The organism is Streptomyces sp. NPDC055632, from assembly GCF_053618675.1.
Map to the genome: position 1 here is coordinate 53,667 of NZ_JBSHHY010000031.1, position 20,321 is coordinate 73,987.

The 20,321-nt window shown below is 76.9% G+C and carries 16 protein-coding genes; 10 read left to right on the forward strand and 6 right to left on the reverse strand.

The features are described 5' to 3' along the window. Window positions 1–33: 33 nt before the first annotated feature. Both ACWGSR_RS29690 and ACWGSR_RS29695 read right to left on the reverse strand, forming a co-directional pair. Window positions 34–1,686 (reverse strand): hypothetical protein, encoded by a 1,653-nt coding sequence (locus tag ACWGSR_RS29690; protein ID WP_453570927.1) that lies wholly within the window; start codon window positions 1,684–1,686, stop codon window positions 34–36. Window positions 1,687–1,723: 37 nt separating this feature from the next. Further along, window positions 1,724–1,918, reverse strand: a complete 195-nt coding sequence (locus ACWGSR_RS29695) for a hypothetical protein (protein WP_125667438.1) — start codon at window positions 1,916–1,918, stop codon at window positions 1,724–1,726. 310 nt (window positions 1,919–2,228) lie between these two features. Here ACWGSR_RS29695 and ACWGSR_RS29700 point away from each other — a divergent pair, with 310 nt between their 5' ends. The 5 genes from ACWGSR_RS29700 (at window position 2,229) to ACWGSR_RS29720 (ending at window position 8,447) form a co-directional block, all read left to right on the forward strand. Further along, window positions 2,229–2,621 (forward strand): ankyrin repeat domain-containing protein, encoded by a 393-nt coding sequence (locus tag ACWGSR_RS29700; RefSeq protein WP_376241690.1) that lies wholly within the window; start codon window positions 2,229–2,231, stop codon window positions 2,619–2,621. Between the two features lie 263 nt (window positions 2,622–2,884). Further along, window positions 2,885–4,300: a HEAT repeat domain-containing protein gene (locus tag ACWGSR_RS29705; protein ID WP_453570930.1), complete on the forward strand. Its 1,416-nt coding sequence runs from the start codon at window positions 2,885–2,887 to the stop codon at window positions 4,298–4,300. A gap of 496 nt (window positions 4,301–4,796) precedes the next feature. Beyond that, window positions 4,797–5,918, forward strand: coding sequence for a glycosyltransferase family 4 protein (locus ACWGSR_RS29710; RefSeq protein ID WP_453570933.1), 1,122 nt, complete (start codon window positions 4,797–4,799; stop codon window positions 5,916–5,918). Next, a complete protein-coding gene (locus ACWGSR_RS29715; protein WP_453570936.1) occupies window positions 5,915–7,285 on the forward strand; it encodes a glycosyltransferase in 1,371 nt (456 codons plus the stop codon). The genes ACWGSR_RS29710 and ACWGSR_RS29715 overlap by 4 nt, the downstream gene beginning before the upstream one ends. A 229-nt stretch (window positions 7,286–7,514) precedes the next feature. After that, window positions 7,515–8,447, forward strand: coding sequence for an SGNH/GDSL hydrolase family protein (locus tag ACWGSR_RS29720; RefSeq protein ID WP_453570939.1), 933 nt, complete (start codon window positions 7,515–7,517; stop codon window positions 8,445–8,447). On the opposite strand, the gene ACWGSR_RS29725 is transcribed toward ACWGSR_RS29720, so the two are convergent. The 3 genes from ACWGSR_RS29725 to ACWGSR_RS29735 are packed head-to-tail and all read right to left on the reverse strand — an operon-like array spanning window position 8,354 to window position 10,652. Beyond that, window positions 8,354–9,217 carry a 5-oxoprolinase subunit C family protein gene (locus ACWGSR_RS29725; protein WP_453570941.1) on the reverse strand — a complete coding sequence of 288 codons (864 nt, stop codon included), beginning with the start codon at window positions 9,215–9,217 and terminating at the stop codon, window positions 8,354–8,356. The two genes, ACWGSR_RS29720 and ACWGSR_RS29725, sit on opposite strands and share 94 nt — an antisense overlap. Continuing rightward, window positions 9,214–9,849, reverse strand: a complete 636-nt coding sequence (pxpB, locus tag ACWGSR_RS29730; RefSeq protein WP_376328856.1) for a 5-oxoprolinase subunit PxpB — start codon at window positions 9,847–9,849, stop codon at window positions 9,214–9,216. The genes ACWGSR_RS29725 and pxpB overlap by 4 nt, the downstream gene beginning before the upstream one ends. A 32-nt stretch (window positions 9,850–9,881) precedes the next feature. After that, the gene (locus tag ACWGSR_RS29735; protein ID WP_453570945.1) at window positions 9,882–10,652 is read right to left on the reverse strand and encodes a LamB/YcsF family protein; all 771 of its coding nucleotides are present in this window, start codon (window positions 10,650–10,652) and stop codon (window positions 9,882–9,884) included. A 222-nt stretch (window positions 10,653–10,874) separates the two neighbouring features. On the opposite strand from ACWGSR_RS29735, the gene ACWGSR_RS29740 reads away from it, so the two are divergent. The 5 genes from ACWGSR_RS29740 to ACWGSR_RS29760 all read left to right on the forward strand — a co-directional run bounded on the left by ACWGSR_RS29740 (window position 10,875) and on the right by ACWGSR_RS29760 (window position 19,552). Next, window positions 10,875–11,582: a GntR family transcriptional regulator gene (locus ACWGSR_RS29740; RefSeq protein ID WP_453570948.1), complete on the forward strand. Its 708-nt coding sequence runs from the start codon at window positions 10,875–10,877 to the stop codon at window positions 11,580–11,582. A gap of 67 nt (window positions 11,583–11,649) precedes the next feature. Then, on the forward strand, window positions 11,650–13,194 hold the full coding sequence (locus ACWGSR_RS29745; RefSeq protein ID WP_376241707.1) for a hypothetical protein: 1,545 nt from the start codon (window positions 11,650–11,652) through the stop codon (window positions 13,192–13,194). Next, window positions 13,191–13,892, forward strand: a complete 702-nt coding sequence (locus ACWGSR_RS29750; protein WP_453570951.1) for a hypothetical protein — start codon at window positions 13,191–13,193, stop codon at window positions 13,890–13,892. Before ACWGSR_RS29745 ends, ACWGSR_RS29750 begins: the two co-directional genes overlap by 4 nt. Next, complete coding sequence (locus ACWGSR_RS29755) at window positions 13,889–14,833, forward strand: hypothetical protein (RefSeq protein WP_376241711.1); 945 nt, start codon at window positions 13,889–13,891, stop codon at window positions 14,831–14,833. The genes ACWGSR_RS29750 and ACWGSR_RS29755 overlap by 4 nt, the downstream gene beginning before the upstream one ends. A 99-nt stretch (window positions 14,834–14,932) precedes the next feature. After that, a complete protein-coding gene (locus ACWGSR_RS29760; RefSeq protein ID WP_453570954.1) occupies window positions 14,933–19,552 on the forward strand; it encodes a hypothetical protein in 4,620 nt (1,539 codons plus the stop codon). A 77-nt stretch (window positions 19,553–19,629) separates the two neighbouring features. Here ACWGSR_RS29760 and ACWGSR_RS29765 read toward each other — a convergent pair whose 3' ends face one another. Further along, entirely contained in the window at window positions 19,630–19,998 is a 369-nt protein-coding gene (locus ACWGSR_RS29765) for a hypothetical protein (RefSeq protein ID WP_376241715.1), read from the reverse strand. Window positions 19,999–20,321: the final 323 nt, after the last annotated feature.

Below are 20,321 nucleotides of genomic sequence, written 5' to 3' on the forward strand. Positions count from 1 at the left end.
GTCCGTACCCGCCCCTCGGCGCTTCCCGGATGCTCAGCCCTCCGCCGGGACCGGGGCGTGGAGCGGCGCCGGGCCGGGTGCCGGGGCCGGCTCGGCGCGGGGCACCGGGGCCGGGTCGGGGGCGGTGACGGGGATCTTCTCGATCACCACCGTCGGCGCGGGTGCCGTCGCCGGCGCGCCCGGGCCCCGCTCCGGCAGGAGGTCCAGGACCGCCCGGCGGTGCGCGTCGCTCGTCGCGTCGTCGTACGGGTCGGGCGTCGCCGGCACCTGGAGCCGCAGGACCGGGCCGGTGCCCAGGCGCGCGTAGCCGCGGCCCGCGGGGACGTCGGGCGTCGGCGTGGTGTGCGGCTCGGCGCCGAGGACGGCCGCGATCTGTCCGGGTGCGGCGGGGCCGAGGGCGATCCGGGCCCTGGTGTGGGTCCGTACCGCCTCGCTCAGCGTGTCCATGTCGTCGAACTGCTCGGCCACCACCACCGTGACCTGCGCCGCCCGCCCGTGCCGCAGCGGCACCTGGAGCAGCTCCTGCGGGTCGGGGCGGCCGTCGGCGGCGGCCAGGTGGCCGAGGACGCTCGGCCGGTCGAGCAGGATCCACAGCGGCCGCCGGGTGTCCTCCGGGGCGGGCAGACCGGACTGCCGGGCCCGGTTCGCGGCGATCAGGCGCCGCTCGGTCTCGTGCGCCGCCCACTCCAGGCTCGCCAGGGCCCCGGAGAGCCCGCACTCGACGGCGAGGACCCCGGCGCGGCCGGTCAGGCACGCGTACTCGCCGGTGCCGCCGCCCTCGACGATCAGGACGTCGCCGTGGGGGAGCGCCTGGAGCGCGATCGAGCGCAGCAGGGAGGTGGTGCCGCTGCCCGGCCGGCCCACGGCCAGCAGGTGCGGCTCGGTGGAGCGGGGACCGGTGCGCCAGACCACGGCCGGGGCGTCCTCCGTGCCGTCCGCCGCGACCACCGGCACGGTCCGCTGCACGGCGTCGGCGTCGGTGAAGCCGAGGACGGTCTCGCCCGGCACGGTGACGAAGCGCTGGGCGGCGATGGTGGTGGGCAGGGCGGGCAGCACGCTCAGGACGAGCGTGTTGTCCTCCTCGTCCCAGTCGAAGCGGTACTCGCGGCCGCGCCCCGACTTGGCGTGCAGCACCTGCTCGACGCGGGCGCGCGCGGCCGGCTCGCCGTCGGCGAAGTACGGGGGGTACGCGATCCGCAGCCGGGTGAGACGCCCGTCCGCGTCGAAGGCGTGCTCCCCGAAGGCCTCGCTCCAGTCGCCCCCGTGGGAGAAGAGCGGGGAGGGGTCCTCGGGGACGGAGAAGTGCGGTACGAGCGCCTCGTACAGGCCCTTGAGGCGGGCGGTCTCCGCCTCGTCGGGCCCGGTCTTGACGACCGGACGCTCGCGCCCCTTCCACGCGGCGGCGCCCATCAGCGTGACGAGCGCGAGGAGCGGCCCGTACGGCAGGAGGGCGACGACCAGGACGCAGGCCGCGACCAGGAACAGCGTGGGACCACGCCGTTCCTTGGGGGTCGCGGCCCACCTGGCGCGCGCGGACGCGGCCAGCTTCCGCAGACCGCGGGAGACCGTGATCAGCGGATGGAGCACGTCGGTGGCGCTGTCGGCGGCCGTGCGCGCGATCTCTCGACTGCGGGCGATCTGCGCGCTGCCGCTGCTCAGAATGCGGGGGAGTGGTCGCCGGGCCACGTCGTACTCCTGAAGTGGTGGAAGGGGCTGAGGGGCGTCAGAACTTGATCCCGCCCAGGAGACCGGCGAGGCTCTGCCCGCCCGCCGTGATGCTCGGGGCGATGGCGGTGCCCGCGAGGTAGAAGCCGAACAGCGAGCTGACGATGGCGTGGGAGGGCTTCAGGCCGTCCTTCTTGAAGAACAGGAAGCAGATGATGCCGAGCAGGACCACGCCTGAGATGGACAGGATCATTGGTTGTTCTCCTGGTTGAGGGGACAGTCACCATGAGTTCTTCCAGGTTCACGGCAAGTATCGATGTGACTAAAGGTGCATTGGAGTGAAAAACCGGCGATTTCACTTGACCGGCGGACGGCGGACGCACGGCCGGGTGGCGAAACGCCCGGGGTGCGCTATAGGCGGATCGGGAGCGGGCGGAACGCCGTGATCTTTGCCTCGGTCGCGCACGGTCATGTCCCCGGACGGGCAGTACCCTGTCGATTCACCCGTACGGCCCCGCTCGCCGTGCGCGGCCCGACACCGTAGGAGAGAGGCGGTCCCACCGATGAGCGAGACTCCGGACCCCGAGGTCATCGAGCTGGCGTCCAAGGTCTTCGACCTCGCGCGCACGGGGGGCGCCGAAGCCCTCGCCGCCTACGTCGACGCGGGCGTCCCCGTGAACCTCACCAACGACCGGGGCGACTCCCTCGTCATGCTCGCCGCCTACCACGGCCACGCCGCCGCGGTCTCCGCCCTCCTGGAGCGGGGCGCCGACGCCGACCGCGCCAACGACCGCGGCCAGACCCCGCTCGCCGGCGCCGTCTTCAAGGGCGAGGACGACGTGATCCGCGCCCTCCTCGCCGGCGGCGCGAATCCGGAGGCGGGGACTCCGTCCGCCGTCGACACCGCCCGGATGTTCGGCAAGGCCGAGCTCCTGGAACTCTTCGGAACCCGGTGAACGGACGCTGAACCCCAGGTGAGGCGGCGTCGTAAATGTGGTCGCGGTGGCGAAATGGGTGGGTCATCATGACGTCGGACCCGGCAGAACGGGCCACCGACGAGAGGCAGAGGAAGATGATCACTGGCAAGCGCAGGACGACGAGCGGCCCGACATGTCGCCGCACGGCCTAGGCGTACACCGATGTACCGCCTGACCCGGTTCATCCCGGTCATCCCGGCATCCCCCGGTCGTGTCGACAGCTTGATGTGAGGCGTCTCCCCATGTTCGATCCAGTCATAGCGCCGAGCGGCACCCTGCTCGGCCTGCTGCAGCGGGGCCGCGGCGACGGCACCCTGCACGCGCTCGCCGCGCCACGTGCCGAGGCCCTCGCGGCCCTGAACCACTGCGTTCTCGACGACCCCCGCCACGACTGGCAGGTCGAGAACCGCTCCCTCTACTACGCCCGTCTCTACCTGGACCTCCACGGAGGCCTCGACGAGATCGAGGCGCACCTCTTCGGCGCCGAGGACCACCTCGACACCGAGGAGTCCAGGACCGGGCTCGCGCTCGCCGTCCTCGGCCACCTCGCCTCCTACGGACGCCAGGACGCCCTGCTGCTGCTCCGGCGCTACGCCGCGACCGGCACCAACTGGGCCTGGGCCCTGGACGAGCTGGCCCTCCGCGACGACGACGCCGGACTCCGCGCGCTCGCCCCGTCCGTGCTGGCCCGCTTCCCGGCCGACGCCGAGGGCGACGCCGAGCTGGGCCGCACCGTGCGCGACGCCTTCGAGCCCCGGCCCTGGCGGCTGTGGGCCGAGGACCGGCGCGACACCGTGGGCCCCCGCGTCAGGGCCGCCATGGAGCAGGGCTCCTTCGACCGCTGGCAGCGCCAGATGAGCCCCACCGGGCCCCGCCCCGGCTGGAGCGTGCGCGCCGTCCTCGACTGGGCGCAGGAGGGGTACGAGCGCGGTGCCGTCCTCTACGGACCCGCCGCCCGCTGCCTCACCGCCGTCGCCGGCCCCGAGGACCGGCCCGACATCCTCGCCGCCGCCCGCCACGGCGCGGAGGGGGCCCGGGGCGCCGCCCTCCACCACCTCGCCGAGTCGCGGGACCCCGCCGTCCTCGACCTCGTCGAGCACGCCGCCGACGGCGACTCCCGCGAGGTCGCCGAGGCCGCCGTCGCCGCCTACCGCCGCATGTGCGGCGAGGACGCGGTCGCCCGCGCCCGCGCGTGGGTCCGGCGCACCGACGCGCTCGGCGCCGCCGCCGCCGAGGTGCTGGCCTGCCGCGGCACCGCCGAGGACTCCCCCTCCGTCCTCGGCGCGCTGCGCGGAACCGTACGCACCCAGGGCCCCGACGCCCCCGAGCTCGCCTGCCTCGTCGACGGCGCCGGACGCCTCGGCATCGCCTGCGCGGCCCCCGTGCTGCGCCACGTCTACCGGGAGACGGCCTCCTCCCAGCTGCGCGGCCGCACGGCCCGCGCCCTCGCCGTCACCGATCCCGCCTTCGCGACCGGTTTCGCCGTCGAATGCCTCTGGGACTGCGAGGAGACCACCCGCGAGGTCGCGGCCCAGCACGCCGAGACCGGCGACATCCGCGTCGCCGAACGGCTGCGCCGCCTCGCCGCCGATCCGGCCGAGGAGGTCGAGGTCCAGCTCGCGGTGCGCAACCGGATAGGGCCGGACCTGCAGGTCTGAGGTCCGGGGACGCTCTGGGCGCCTGGGGGCGCCCGGGTCGGGTCGGGCCGGGCCGGGCGGTGGCGTGACACGGCCGCGGCCCCGCCCCGCCATGTCGCCCTTCCGCCCGTCCGGCACGACGGCGGCGTGACACGGCCGCGGCCCGGCCCCCGCGTCGCCCTTCCTCCCGCCCCGGCGCGACGCCGGCCGGACGGCGCGACGCCGGAAGCGGGCGGGGCCCGGCCCCGCCACGCCGCCCGCGCCGGACCACCCGGCGCGGGATCCGCGCGGTGGACGCGTCCGGACGCCGGAGCCGCCGGGCCGGGACGTTGCAGCCGCCGGGCCGGGACGCCGGAGCCGCCGGGCCGGGACGCCGGAGCCGCCGGGCCGGGACGTCGAAGTCGCCCCGCCCCCACAGGCCCCGGAGGGGCCCCGCGCGGGAAACGCTCACGGGACGTTCCCTCCCCGTCCAGATCGACTTTGACGGGGACACGCCGGGCGCGAGGACAACACCCGTATGCGTGTCGTCATCGTCACCGAATCCTTCCCTCCCGACGTCAACGGTGTGGCGCACTGCGCCCTGCAGACCGCGCGCCACCTCGCCCGGCGGGGCCACGCCCCGCTCGTCATCGCCCCCGCCGTCGCCGACCCGGCCGCGGACGCCGACGCCCCCTGCGCCGTCGTCCGGGTGCCCTCCCTGCCCCTGCCCGGCTATCCGCAGGTACGGGTCGCCCTGCCCAGTCGCCGGGTCGCCGCGGCCATCGCCGCGCACCGCGCCGACCTCGTCCACCTCGCCGGACCGTTCGTCCTCGGCGTGCGCGGGATGACGGCCGCCGCCCGGCTCGGCATCCCCGCCGTCGCCGTCTACCAGACGGACCTCGCCGGCTACGCGCGCACGTACGTGGGGACCGGCGAGGGCACCGCCTGGCGTCGCCTTCGCGCCGTGCACGGCGCCGCCGACCGCACCCTCGCCCCGTCCTCCGCCGCCCTGCGCGACCTGGAGGCCCACGGCATCGCCCGCGTCCGGCTCTGGGGCCGCGGGGTCGACACCGCCCGCTTCCGCCCCGAGCTGCGCGACGCCGCCCTGCGCCGCGAACTCGCCCCGAACGGCGAGCTCCTCGTCGGCTACGTGGGCCGCCTCGCCCCCGAGAAGCGCGTCGACCTGCTCGCCGGAGCGTGCGGCCTCCCCAGCGTACGGGTCGTGGTCGTCGGGGACGGCCCGAGCGCACCCGCGCTGCGCACCGCCCTGCCGGGCGCCCGGTTCCTGGGCCGCCGCACCGGTACCGACCTCGCCCGGATCTTCGCCTCGCTCGACGTCTTCGCCCACACCGGTCCGTACGAGACCTTCTGCCAGACCGTCCAGGAGGCCATGGCGAGCGGGGTCCCGGTGATCGCCCCGGCCGCCGGCGGGCCCCTGGACCTGGTCGACCACGGCCGCACCGGGCTCCTCGTGCCCCCGAACGACCCGGACGCGCTGCACGACGCCGTCGCCGCGCTCGCCGCCGCGCCGGACCGGCGCACCGCCTTCGGCAGGGCCGGCCGCGCCGCCGTCGAGGGGCGCACCTGGGAGGCCCTCGGCGACGAACTGATCGGCCACTACCGGGAGGTCCTGCACGGGCGGACGGCGGTGGCGGCGTGAACGGCACCCGTACGACCGGCGCGGACACGGGGAGGGGCACGGGCGCGCGTACGGACGGCGGGCTCCGGATCGTCCGGCTCGCCAACTTCGTGACCCCCACCTCGGGTGGCCTCCGCACCGCCCTCGACCGGCTCGGCCGCGGCTACCTGGCGGCCGGACACGAGCCGGTCCTCGTCGTCCCCGGCGCCACCGCGAGCGACCGCCGCACCGAACAGGGCCGGGTCGTCACCCTCCCGGGACCCGTGCTGCCCGGCACCGGCGGCTACCGGGTCCTCGCCGACCGGCGCCGGGTCGCCCGCCTCCTCGACGGTCTCGCCCCCGACCGGATCGAGGTCTCGGACCGCACGACCCTGCGCTGGACGGGCGAGTGGGCGCGACGCGCCCGCGTGCCGTCGGTCATGGTCTCCCACGAGACCGCGGACGGGGTCCTGCGCACCTGGGGCGTGCCGCCCGCCCTCGCGGCCCGCGCGGCGGACCGGCTCAACCGCCGCACCGCCTGGGCGTTCGCGCGGATCGTCTGCACCACCGAGTGGGCCGAGCGCGAGTTCGTACGGATCGGGGCCCGGAACGTCGTACGGGCCCCGCTCGGCGTGGACCTGGACCACTGCCGGCCCGACCGCCGCGCCGCCGGGACACGGGCCCGGTACGCGGACGGGGCGCGGGTGCTGCTCCTGCTCTGCTCGCGCCTCTCCGTCGAGAAGCGGCCCGGCACCGCCCTGGACGCCCTGGAGGAGCTGCGCGGCGCCGGGATCGCGGCGACGCTCGTGGTCGCGGGCGACGGGCCGCTGCGGGCCGCCCTGGAGCGGCGGGCGCGCGAGCGGCGCCTCCCGGTGCGGTTCGTCGGGCACCTCGCCGACCGGGAGGCCCTGGCCGACCTCCAGGCGGCGGCCGACGTCTGCCTGGCGCCGGGTCCCGCCGAGACGTTCGGGCTCTCCGCCCTCGAAGCCCTCGCCTGCGGGACCCCGGTCGTCGTCAGCGCCTCCTCGGCCCTCCCCGAGGTCGTGGGGACGGCCGGGGCGGCCGCCGCCGACACCCCGGCGGCCTTCGCCTCGGGCGTCCAGAGCCTCCTCGCCGTCCCGGAGGCCGTCCGCCGCCGGGCCGCACGCGCGCGTGCGGAGGGCTTCGCCTGGGACCGCTCGGTCGCCGCCTTCCTCCGGGCCCACGAGGCCCCCTTGCCGGTCTCGGAGCCGTTCGTTCCCGGTGTTCCCGGTGTGCCCGGTGTGCCCGGTGTGCCCGGTGTGCCTGGCGTTCCCGGAGTAGCCGGAGTGCCAGGTGTCCCCGGAGTACCTGGCATCCCTGGCATCCCCGAAGTCCCTGGAGCCCTCGGAGGCCCCGGACCGGTCGCCCCTGAGGAGACCCTCAGATGACCGGGGAGAGCGGCCGATGACCGGGGACGCCACGCGCACGGGGACGGTGCCGCCGGGAGCCGGGCGGAGCCACCCCGATCCGCTCCCGGCCCCGGCGCTTCTGCCCCGGGTGCCTGAGCCGCGCCATCCGGAGCCGGGCCATCCTGAGCCGCGCCATCCGGAGCCGCGTCACCATGAGTTCCGTCACCCCGCGCCCCGGCCCCAGGAGCCCGGCCCCCTCCGCTTCGCCGTGCTCGGGGACTCGCTCAGCGAGGGCGTCGGGGACCGGGTGGACGGGGCCTGGCGGGGATGGGCGGCGCTGCTCGCCGACGGGCTCGCGGCCGACGGGGCGGAGACCGCGCTCCTGAACCTGGCCGTCAGCGGCGCCCTCAGCGGGGACGTCGCCGGGGACCAGGCCCGTCGCGCCCTCGCCTTCCGGCCCCACCTCGCCTCCGTCGTCGTCGGGGTCAACGACACCCTGCGCCACACCTTCGACATCGCGCTCCTGGCCCGCCGCCTCGACCGGGTCTGCGCCGACCTCGACGCCCTCGGAGCCGTACTCCTCACCGCCTGCCTGCCCGACCCGGGCCGGATGCTCGGCCTGCCCCCGCCCCTGGCGCGCCCGCTCGCCCGCCGCCAGCGGTCCGTCAACGCGGTCGTGCACGCGCTCTCCGCCCGGTACGGGGCCGTCCACCTGCACCTGGACGACCGGGCCTGGACCGACGACCGCTCCCTGTGGAGCGCCGACCGGCTCCACCCCGGCGAGCGCGGCCACCGCGCCGTCGCGGCGGGCTTCCACCGGCTCCTCGCCGACCGGGGGCTCGCCCACGGCGCGCCGCCCGTGCCGGAGCCCGACCGGCCGCCGCCGACCCGCGCCGAGTCCCTGCTGTGGCTCGCCACCGCCGGTACCGGCTGGGTCCTCCGCCGCAGCCGCGACCTGCTCCCGCAGCTCCTCCTGCTCGCCGGCGCCGAGCTGCGCCACTGGACCGACGGCACCGGCACCGGGCCCCTCGACGCACGCGCGGACGACGCCCTCGCCGCCGCGCTCGCGGCCACGGCGGGCGGCCGCCGGGACCCCGGCGCCCCCGCTCACCGCACCGGTACGAACCGCACCGCCGTCCCCGGCACCGCCTGGGCCGCCGCGCCCAGATCGGCCTCCCGGACCACCCCGACCACCGGATAGCCGCCGGTCGTCGGATGGTCCGCGAGGAAGACCACCGGGCGCCCGTCCGGCGGCACCTGGACCGCGCCGAGCACCATGCCCTCGCTCGCCAGCTCCCCGGGCACGGCCCGCTCCAGGGCCGGTCCTTCGAGCCGCAGCCCGATCCGGTTGCTCGCCGGGGACACCCGGTACGCGCGCGTGGCGAGGGCGCGGAGGGCGTCGGGGGTGAACCAGTCGTCGCGGGGCCCGAGCCGGACCCGCAGGACGAGCACGTCCGGCGGCCCGGGCCAGGGAGGGGCGTCGACCGGCCCCCGTACCGCCGTGTCCGCGCCCAGCGGCAGGACCGTCTCCCGTCCCAGGGGCGCCGGGCCGAGGCCGGACAGCAGGTCGGTGGAGCGGCTGCCGAGCACCGGCTCGACCCCGATCCCGCCGCCGAACGCCACGTACGCCCGCAGCCCCCGCGAAGCCGTCCCGACCTCGACGGTCGATCCGGCCCCCACCCGCACCGCCGTGCCCCAGGCGGCGGGGCGCCCGTCCACCCGGACCGGGCAGGGCGCGCCGCCCACCGCCACGGTCACCGCGCACCGGGGCCGCACCGCGCACCCGTCGACGGTGGTCTCCAGGACCGCCGCCCCCTCGGCGTTCCCCACGAGCCGGTTGACGAGCCGTACGGCCGCCGGGTCGAGCGCGCCCGAGCGGACCACGCCCAGGTGCGCGTATCCCGGCCGCCCCAGGTCCTGCACGGTGGTCAGCGCCCCCGGCCGGACCACGGCCACCGTCCGGCCCGTCATCGTCCGTCTCCCGCGCCGGGGCGCTCCACCGTGAACCGGACCCGGGTGCCGGGGGAGAGGAGCGCCGCCGGGTCCCGCCCGGTGTCCCAGAGGACCGCGTCCGTGGTGCCGATCAGCTGCCAGCCGCCGGGGGACGAGCGCGGGTACACGCCCGTGTACGGTCCGGCCAGGGCGACCGAACCGGCCGGGACGGCGGTGCGCGGAGTGGCCCGCCGGGGCACCTCGTACCGCTCGCCGAGCCCCGTCAGATACCCGAAGCCCGGCGCGAACCCGCAGAAGGCGACCCGGAACTCGGCCGCCGTGTGGATCCGCACCGCCTCCTCGGCGGACACGCCCCAGCACGCGGCGACCTCCGCCAGATCGGGCCCGTCGTAGCGGACCGGCACCTCCACCACCCGTCCCGCGCGCGCGGAGAGCGGCGCCACCTCCCACCCGGGCAGCTCGGCCGCGAGCCGGTCCGGGTCCGCCACCCCGTCGAGCAGCACGGTCCGCGCCGCCGGTACGACCTCCCGTACGGAGGGGAGGGCGCCGGCCGCCCGGCGCCGGAGCACCTCGGCGTGGAACGCCTCCGCCTCGGCGCCGCCGTCCAGCTCCACGAGCAGCGCCCGCTCGCCCACGCGCAGCACGCGCACGCGTACGTCCGTGGAAGGGCTCCCGTCCCCGCTCACGCGAAGGCCTCCACCCGCATCCCGGAGGATTCGAGGCCCTCCCGGACCCGCCGGGCGAGCTCCACCGCGCCCGGGGTGTCCCCGTGCAGACAGAGCGACCGGGCCCGGACGGCCACGGAGGCCCCGTCGTGCGCGGTGACCGTCCCGAGCCGGGCCAGGGCCAGCGACCGCTCCACGACCTCGGCGGGATCGGTGACGACCGCCCCCTCCCGCCCGCGCGGCAGCAGGGAGCCGTCCGCCCGGTAGGCCCGGTCGCCGAAGGCCTCGGCGACGACCGGGAGCCCGGCCGCCGCGGCGGCCTCGTGCAGCCGGGAGCCGGGCAGCCCCAGGACCGGCAGCGTCCGGTCCGCGAGCAGCACCCCCTCGACGACCGCCGCCGCCTGCTCCCCGTCCCCGACCACCCGGTTGTAGAGCGCCCCGTGCGGCTTCACGTACGCGACCCGGGAGCCCGCCGCCCGAGCGAAGACCTCCAGGGCGCCGATCTGGTACGCCACCTCGGCGGCCAGCTCCGCCGCCGGGACGTCCATCGACCGCCGCCCGAAGCCGGCCAGGTCCCGGTAGGAGACCTGCGCCCCGATCCGGACCCCGCGCGCGGCCGCGAGATCGCACACGCGCCGCATGGTGGCCGCGTCCCCGGCGTGGAAGCCGCAGGCCACGTTGGCGCTGGTGACCACGGACAGGAGTTCCTCGTCGTCGGTCAGGGTCCAGCGGCCGAAGCCCTCGCCGAGGTCGGCGTTGAGATCGATCGACGCCCGGCTCGTGCTCATCTGCGCCTCGCGGGGGGAGGGCGTGCCCACGCGGGCACGGCGGGACCATGGGACGCTCTCAACGTAGAGGATCGTTGAACGATCCGACAACAAGTCTGTCGCCCCGGCCCCTCCGTGCGGTTGACTTCGGTGCGCCGGCCCGGCGGCGGACGCCGCGGGGCACCGGCGGCGAAGAGGGAGTCGCGCGCATCGGCGGCGAAGAGGGAAGAGGAAGGAGGCGCCGTGACGGGGCAGGCGGAGGACGGGGCCGGGGACCTGGCGGACGACCGCGCGCTGCTCGGGCGCACGAGCACGGCGGAGCGGGTCGCGGACATCCTGCGCACCCGCGTCGCCGAGGGCCGGTTCCCGCCCGGCACCCGGCTCTCCGAGGACGGCATCGGCGGCGCCCTCGGCGTCTCCCGCAACACCCTGAGGGAGGCCTTCCGCCTCCTCACCCACGAGCGCCTCCTCGTCCACGAGCTGAACCGGGGCGTCTTCGTCCGCGTCCTCGACGCCGGCGACGTGGCCGACATCTACCGCACCCGCAGGCTCGTCGAGTGCGCCGTCGTCAGGGGCCTGGGGCGGCCGCCGTTCGCCCTCGACGGCCTCGCCGCCGCCGTCGCTGAGGGCGAGGGCGCCGCCCGCGCCGACGACTGGAACGGCGTCTCCACGGCCAACATCCACTTCCACCGCGCGCTCGTCGCCCTCGCGGGCAGCGCCCGCACCGACGAACTGATGCGCGGCGTCCTCGCCGAACTCCGCCTCGCCCTCCACCTCGTCGACGACCCGCGCGCCCTCCACGAGCCGTTCCTCGCGCGGAACCGGGAGATCCTCGGCGCCCTGCGCGCCGGCGAGCGCGGCACGGCCGAACGCCTCCTCGCCCGCTACCTCGACGACTCCCGGAACAGGGTCGCCGACGCCTGCGCCCGGGCCGCCGGCGCCCGCGGCTGAACCTCCGGACCCGGTCGCATCCGCACTGTTTCGACCGTTGTCAGGGTGAGGACCTAATCTGTGCACCGTGACTTCGCCTGCCTCGACGGACCTCGCTCCGCCCCAGCTCAGCGCGGGGCCGCGGCCCGCGCAGGGCCCGGCCGCCGACGAAGGGCTCGCGCGGCGGCTCCGCGCGCTCGCGTGCACCGCCCCGCTGCACGACCTGGACGCCCGCAAGGCGAACCTGGCCGGCGAGTACACGGTCTACGCGATGGCCGAGGTGGCCCTCGCCGCGATCGACCTGATCACCCTCAACATGGACTTCGACACCGGCGCCGACCACGAGCAGATAGTCGCCCGCCTGCTGCCCCGCGTCGCCGCCCAGGCCCCGCGGCGGCCCGCCGCCGAGCACGAGCGCGTGGCCCGCTGGGTCCTGGAGAACCTGATCAACGTCGGCAGCGTCGACCGCGGCTTCCGCGCCGTCTACGGCACCTTCGGCACCGACGGCGTCTACGTCCGCAGGGACTACGACTTCAAACTCGTCGAGGAGGTCCCGGGATACGGGGGCGGGGTCTACCTCCGCACCACCGACGAAGCGGTCAACGTCCTCGTCGGAGCCCTCGACACCGACGTCACCAGCGCCCAGATCGCCGCCGAGGTGAAGCTCGAGGTCCTCATCAACCGGGGCCGCCTGGCCGACGCGCAACTCGCCGCCGAGCAGGCCCGCTACCGGACCGTGCAGTACGCCGAGACCCTCCGCAGGACCCTGGAGGCCACCCGGCGCAACGTCCGCGCCGTCGACTGGCTCCAGACGGTCCCCGACATGATCGCCGAGGCGCTCGACCACGTGGCCGACCGCTACCGCCACGAGAACGCGATCCTCACCAACATCCGCAGGGCGCGCGACGAGGCCGAGGCCGCCACCGACGCGAAGACGGCCGAGCACAAGCGGCGCGCCGCCGAACTCGTCGACATCGTCAAGGACTGCATCCGGCGCCACACCCAGCTCCAGTCCCGCCTCCTGGAGGCCGGACCGCTCTTCCGCGCCGAGCAGGACCGCCAGGCCTTCGCCGCCCCCGCCGCGTACACCGGACTCGACCTGTACGGGCAGCTGGTCGCCCCGCTCCTCACGCTCCCCGTCGAGCAGGCCACCCGCGCCACCGACGCCTTCTTCGCCCACGGCACCGGACTGCGCACCCCCGCGTCCGTCCGGCTCGGCGACCTGGTCGACCTGCTGCTCACCCCGCCCGTCGAGCGCGAGCACCTCGGCGCGGAGATGCCCGAGCCCGACCTGATCGCCACCCCCGACGACTCCCGCTTCAGCGAGGAGCAGCTCGGACACGCCATGCGCCTGCTCGACCTGGAGCACGACGCCCCGCGCCGCCTCTCCGGACTGCTCGCCGAGGCCCGCGCGACCGACCCCGACCTGCCGTACCTCGTCGCCCTCCTCGCCGTCCACGCGGCGAGCCCCCCGGTCGGCACCGCCTACCGCCAGGGCGAGGAGCGGCTGCTCTTCGCCGTCGACGACGGCACCCCGCTCGACGACCCCGAGTTCGGCGGCGCCGACCTCATCGTCGGTACGGCACTCCTCGACGCGGCGGGCATGGCCGCCGACCGCACGGAGGCGACGTGACCCTCGTACCCCCCGCCCCGACCTCCTGTACCGACGGGGCCGACCCCGCTCCGGCCGACGAGCCGGACGCGACCGACGCGCTCGACCCGGCCGACCTGCTGGACCCGGCCGACCTGCTGGACCCGGCCGATCAGCCGAGCCCGGCCCGCCCGCTCGACCTGCCGGGTCCGGCCGACCTGCCGGGTCCGGCCGACCTGCCGGGTCCGGCCGACCTGCCGGGTCCGGCCGACCTGCCGGGTCCGGCCGACCTGCCGGGTCCGGCCGACAGCGTCGTACTCGGAATTACTGTCGTGCCCGCGCCGCGACCGGAAGCCACAATGGAGCCGGAGCCGGAGCCGGAGCCGGAGCCGGAGGCCGGAACGGAACCCGAGGCGGCCTCGGTGGCCGACCCCGCGCCCGCCCGCGCACCGGAGCCCGCCCCGGCGGCCCCCGCCCCCGACCCCGCCGCCGCGCAGGCCCCCCGCACCCGCCCCCGGCTCGGCACCGTCCCCCTGGCGTCCGGGCCGTCCCGGCCCGGGGCCGCGCGGCGGCGGGGCGACGTCCCGTCCGTGCGGGCCGTGCGGCTCACGGACGAGCCGCCCGCGCCCGCCGAGCGGGCCCCGGCCCCGGCCGCCGTCACCCCCGTACCGCTGCCCGTGCCCCGACCCGCCGTCCGCGCCGTACCGACCGAGAACCGTCCCGAGGAGCCCCAGCCGTGAGCGAGACCCACGCCGAGCACGCCGACGCGTGGAGCGAGCAGGAGCATCCGCACGCCGACGCGTGGAGCAGGCAGGAGCCCCCGCAGGCCCCGGCCGCCCCCGCCGCGTCCGGCGGCTCCGCGGTCACCCCCGCCGACGCCGCCGACGCGGCCCGGCTCGTCTCCTTCGGGCTCCAGCCCAAGCTGCTCCCGGCCCGCGACGCCGAATACGCCGAACTCCTGCGCCGCTACCGCGAGGACCCCGCCTTCGCGCGCCTCGCCGACGCCGTCGCCACCGGCCTCGGCCTCGTCGTCCTGGAGGTCTCCCCGCGCGCGGGGATGGCCGTCACCGCCGCCGAGGACTCCGTCTTCGCCGTCCGCATGGGCGACTACGCCCGCCGCGCCTCCACGGACTCCGCCGACCGCTTCCTGCACGGCCTGGCCCACCTCGCCGTCGCCGCCATGGCCTTTCCCCGCCCCGAGGACCTCGCCGACGACGCGTACATCGGCCGGTTCACCGTCAACGGCGTCGACGCCTTCGTGCGCCAGGCCTGCCTGCGCCTGGAGCAGCGCGCCGAGGAGGAGGGCGAGAACACCGACCCGGCCTCCGACGCCCCCGGCCTGGAGGCCGCCTGGCGGACCTACGCCCGCCGCAGCGCCACCGGCGCCACCAAGGACGCCCGCAGGCTCGCCGGATCCACCACCGGCATCGTCGGCAAGGCCGCCGCGTTCCTCACCGACTCCGGCTTCCTCCAGCGCACCGGCGACGAGGGCGGCGGCTCCTACCGCACCACCGCCCGCTACCAGCTCCAGGTCCGCGACATGGCCGGCTCCGCCGCCATGGCCGAACTCCTCGAACTCGGCGTCGTCCCCGTCAGCGACGGCTCCGCGACCCTCCTGCCGCCGCCCGAGGGCGACGACCTGGAGCTCGCGGCCGACGCGGGCCTCCCGTTCCACTCGTGATCCCGTCGGCCACGCCGACCCCGTCCACCCCGCCGACCCCGTCCACCCCGCGCGCGGTCCCGCCGCCCCGCCGACCTTCCCAGCACGAGAGTCCCCGCCATGTACGAGCTGTCCCGGGTCCGCCTCTACTCCATCGGCCCCGCCGGCGCGCGCTACGCCGACACGGTCCTGGACCTGCGCGGAGTCGGCGCCCCGGTGCCCCACCCCGCCCCCACCCAGGCGGAGTTCTTCGAGGACGAGCCGGTCGGCCCGCCGCGCCGCCCGGCCCCCGCGGGCGTGCTCTTCCTGGAGAACGGCGGCGGCAAGTCCGTCCTCCTCAAGCTGATCTTCTCGGTCATGCTCCCCGGCCACCGCAACACCCTCGGCGGCGCCAGCTCCGGCGTGCTGCGCAAGTTCCTCCTCGCCGACGACTGCGGCCACGTCGCCCTGGAGTGGCAGCACACCCTCACCGGCGAACTCGTCGTCGTCGGCAAGGCCAGCGAGTGGCGCGGCCGCCAGGTCTCCAACGACCCCCGGAAGTTCGCCGAGGCCTGGTACTCCTTCCGGCCCGGCCCCGGCCTCAGCCTGGACAACCTCCCCGTCGCCGAGGCCACCTCGGTCCGCCCGCCCGTCGAGGGCGCCTCCGGCGCGCGCGGCCGCCGCCGCACCATGAAGGGCTTCCGCGACGCGCTGACCGAGGCCGGCAAGGCCTATCCGCACCTGGAGGTGGTCTGGGAGGAGATCCACGACCGCTGGAACGAGCACCTCGGCGAACTCGGCCTCGACCCCGAACTCTTCCGCTACCAGCGCGAGATGAACGCCGACGAGGGCGAGGCCGCCGGCCTCTTCGCGGTCAAGAAGGACTCCGACTTCACCGACCTGCTGCTGCGCGCCGTCACCGACACCCGGGACACCGACGGCCTCGCCGACCTCGTCGGCGGCTTCGGCAGCAAGCTCGGCCGCCGCGCCGAACTCACCGCCGAACGCGACTTCACGGCCGGCTCCGTGGACCTCCTGAACCGGATCGTCGAGGCCGCCGGAATCCGGACCCACGCGCGCGAGGTCCACACCGCCGCCGAGCGCCGCACCCGCGGCCTCGCCCGCCGGCTCTCCGCCCGCGCCGCCGAGGAGCGCGGCCGGGGCGCCGAACTCGCCCAGCAGGTCACCTCCGCCGCCCACGCCGTCGCCGAGGCCGAGGACGCCCGCGGCCGCAGCGCCCTCATCGCCGCCGAACTCGCCTACCGGCACGCCTCCCTGGCCCTGGCCGCCGCCGAGAAGGGCGCGGCCTCCCAGCGCCGCGAACTCACCGACGCCCGCACCCTGCACTCCGCCTGGCAGGCCGCCGAGGCCGTGCTCCGCCACCGCGCCGCCGGCGACCGCTCCGCGCGCGTGGCCGCCGCCATCCGCGAGGCCGAGCGGGACGCCGCCCCCGCCCTCGCGGCCCGCGCCGGGGCCGCCGCCGACCTCGTACGGGCCCTCGCCGCCGCCGCCGAGGAGGGCGAGCGGCACGCGGCCGAGGAGGAGGAGCGCTCCACCGCCCTCCAGGAGGCGGGTGAGACCGCCCACCGCGACGCCACCGCCGCCGCGACCGAGGCCCAGCGCGCCCGCAGCGAGTCCGGCCACCTGCGCCAGCGGCTCGCCGAGGTCGAGCAGGAGACCGCCGAGGCCGTACGGGCCGGCTGGCTCGACGACACCGCGCCCGACGCCGACCCGGCCCGCGCCGCGCTCGCCGCCAGCGACGCCGAGAAGACCGCGGTCGCCGCCTGGGACACGGCCCGCGAGACCGCCGCCGCCGTCGTCGAGCGTGCGCGGGAGGCCGCCGGGGCCGAGTCCCGCGCCGAACTCGCCGCCGCCCGCGCCGCCGACGCGGCCGAGGCCGCCGGCAACGCCCACGACGCGGAGCGCCGCGCCGCCGAGTCCCTGGCCGCCGAGGAGCGCCTCGCGGAACTCCTGAGCCTGCCCTCGGGCGCGCACACCGCCGGGGACGACAGCGCGATCCACGGGGGACCGCTCACCGCCACCGACCTCGACCGGTACGCCGACGAGCTGCGCTCCCTGCTCGACGGGGCCGTCGCCTCCGCCGAGCGGCAGCTCTTCGAACTGCGCACCGCCGCCGCCGACGACTCCCGCATCCTCGGCGCCCTCGGCGACGGCGGCCTGCTGCCGCCGGGACCCGACGTCCTCGCCACCGTCGAGCACCTCGGCGAGCACGGCATCCCCGCCCTCCCCGGCTGGCGCTACCTCGCCCAGGCCGTGGACCCCGCCGACCACGCGCGCGTGCTCGCCGCCCGCCCCGAACTCGTCGACGGCGTCGTGATCACCGACCCCGTCTCGTACGGGCGCGCCCGCGAGGTCCTCGCCGCCGCCGCCCTGCTGCCCCGCTCCGCCGTCGCCGTCGGCACCGCCGCCGCCCTGCTCGCCCCGGTACCGGCCCGGTCGGGGGACGAGGACCCCGGCGTCTTCCTCGTACCGCCGAACCCGGCCATGCACGACGAGCACGCGGCCGACGAGGAGCGGCACGCCCTGCGCGCGCGGGCCGCAGCACGGGACGAGGAGATCCGCACCCTCGCCGGCCGCCTCGCCGGCGACCGCTCCCTCGCCGCCCGGATCGGCGCCTGGCGCGCCGACTGCCCGCCCGGCATGCTCGCCGAGCTCGCCGCCGCCGCCACGGCCGCCCGCGAGAGCGCCGAAGCCGCCGCCGCGACCCTCGAAGAGGCCCGCACCGCCCGTGCGGAGGCCGACGAGACCGCCGCCGAGGCGATCCGCGTCCGCGACGAGCGCCAGGAGGCCGCCCAGCGCGCCCGCCGCGTCGCCGACGCCCTCGCGGGCCTGGCGTTCCGGCTGCGCGAGCGGTCCGCCTGGCAGGCCAGGCTCCGCGAACTCGCCGACGACGCCGCCGAGTCCGAGGCCCGCGCCCAGACCTGCCTGGAGCGCGCCCGGGCCGCCGACGAGGACCGCCGCGCCGCCCAGCGCGCCGCCGACGACGCCCACCGCACCGCCCGCGCCCTGCGGGCCGAGCGCGCCGAGATCGCGGGCGCCCCCGACCCGCTCCCCGAGGCGGACCCGGCCGCGCCCCGCACCGCCCTGCCCACCCTCCGCGAGGCCTACCGGGCCGCGTCCCAGCTCTACGAGAAGGTCGGCGTCGGCGCCGACCTGCGCGCCGAGCAGGCCCGCGCCGAGAGCGACGAGTCCGCCGCGCTCGCCGAGCTGAACCGCCTCACCAACAAGGTCCGCACCCGCGCCGAACAGCTCCTGGAGTCCACCGACGGCGCCGACGGCCCGTCCCGCCAGGCCGCCGCAGCCCGCGCCGAGTCCCTGGTCCAGATGCTGGAGACCCGCGCCTCCGAGGCGAGCGAGAAGCTCGGCCGGCTCCGCGGCGAGGCCGAACGCCTCGCCCCCGAGGACGGCGGGGCGCACACCGAGCTGCCCGAGGAGCTCGTCCCCGCCGACGCCGAGCGCGCCCAGGCCCTCCTGCGGACCGCGACCGCCGAACTCGCCTCCCGCAGCGCCGCCCTGGAGTCGGCCCGCGCCGCCCACGCCGGACTGCTCCGCGACCACCGGGCCGCAGAGGACGCGGCCGGCGGTTTCGACGAGACGGCGGCCCTGCTCCGGGACCTGCTCCGCGACCACGCGGACGAGGAGCAGGAGGACACCGAGCCGTACTCCGGCACCCTGGAGGAGGCCCGTACGGCGGCCACCGAGGCGCGCCGGACGCTGCGCGGCCGGACCGGCGAGCTGTCCGCCGCCGACGCCGCCGTGCGCGAGGCGAGCGACGTCCTCGTCCGGCACGCCAACTCCACCCGCTACGAGCAGGTCCGCACCCCGGCCCGCCAGCAGATCCGCGAACTCCCGGCGTCCGCGCTCCCCGAGCACGCCGCCAAGTGGGCCGAGGCCTTCGCGCCCCGGCTGCGGGTCCTCACCGACGAGCTGGAGCAGCTGGAGCGCAACCGGGACTCGATCGTGGACCGCCTCCGCGGCCTCGTCGAGTCCTCCCTCGCGACCCTCCGCTCGGCCCAGCGGCTCTCCCGGCTCCCCGAGGGCCTCGGCGAGTGGTCGGGCCAGGAGTTCCTGCGGATCCGCTTCGAGGAGCCCGACCAGGCCACCCTCGCGGAGCGGCTCGGCGAGGTCGTCGACGAGGCCACCCGCGCCGCCGTGAAGAAGAACTCCGACCTGCGCCGCGACGGCATGTCCCTGCTCCTGCGGGGCGTGCAGGCGGCCCTCGAACCCAGGGGCGTCTCCGTCGAGATCCTCAAGCCGGACGCGGTGCTGCGCGCCGAGCGGGTCCCCGTCGGGCAGATGGGCGACGTCTTCTCCGGCGGCCAGCTCCTCACCGCCGCCATCGCCCTGTACTGCACGATGGCGGCGCTCCGCTCCAACGACCGGGGCCGCGACAAGCACCGGCACGCGGGCACGCTGTTCCTGGACAACCCGATCGGCCGCGCCAACGCCACGTACCTCCTGGAGCTCCAGCGGGCCGTGTCGGACGCGCTCGGCGTCCAGCTCCTCTACACGACGGGCCTGTTCGACACGACCGCGCTCGCCGAGTTCCCGCTGGTGATCCGGCTCCGCAACGACGCCGACCTGCGGGCGGGGCTGAAGTACATCAGCGTGGAGGAGCACCTGCGCCCCGGCCTTCCGCAGACCGACCCGGAGGGGGAGGCGATCCACGGCGAGATCACGGCGACGCGCATGTTCCGCCGCCACCGGTCCGACGACCCGGCCCCGACGGGCACCGCGTGAGCACGGCCCGTCCGTGAAACGAGTGAAGGGCCCGGCCCCCTGGACAGGGGGCCGGGCCCTTCACCGCTCTTCCTCGGTCAGGCCGCCTCGGACAGCGGTGCCGTCTCCACCCGGCCCTCACCGCGCCGCGCCCGCAGCGACGGACGCGCCGTGCTGCTCGGCTCCGACACCACCCCGTTGCGCTGGCGCCACACCTGACGGGTGATCCAGACGTCGAGGACGCTCCAGGTGGCCACGATCGTCGAGGCCACCGCGGTGATGGTGATCGGGAAGGCCAGCCACGACCCCGCGAGGCTGCAGAAGAACGCCACCACCGCCTGGATGAGGGTCACCGATGTGATCATCACGGCCCGTACGGCGGCGTCGCGCACCGGATCGGGCATCCGCCGCCGGCCCCGCTCGTCCTCCACCCACAACTGTCCTGCCGACCGCGCCTCGTGTTCCATTGCCCTGTCACTCCCCACCACTGAACGACTTCAGGGACGGCTGCCCGTTGTGAGCGCCTTTACGCGGACAGAACCCTCCCCGTACCTATTGACGCACGCCAGAGGGAAAAGGTTTCGCCCCGCCCCGGGTGAAACGCGAGACCCCGTACGGGCGGAACGCACAGTTCCAGCCATCTCCCCAGGCCGGCGGAGCCGCACGTCATCGGGTGTCCTGCGCCACAGTGGCCGACCCCAACTCCCCGAATAACAGGACATCTCATGATCGACGCTCACTCGACAGGCTGAAAATAGCCCGGACACACCTTCGGGATGGTCGCGATGCA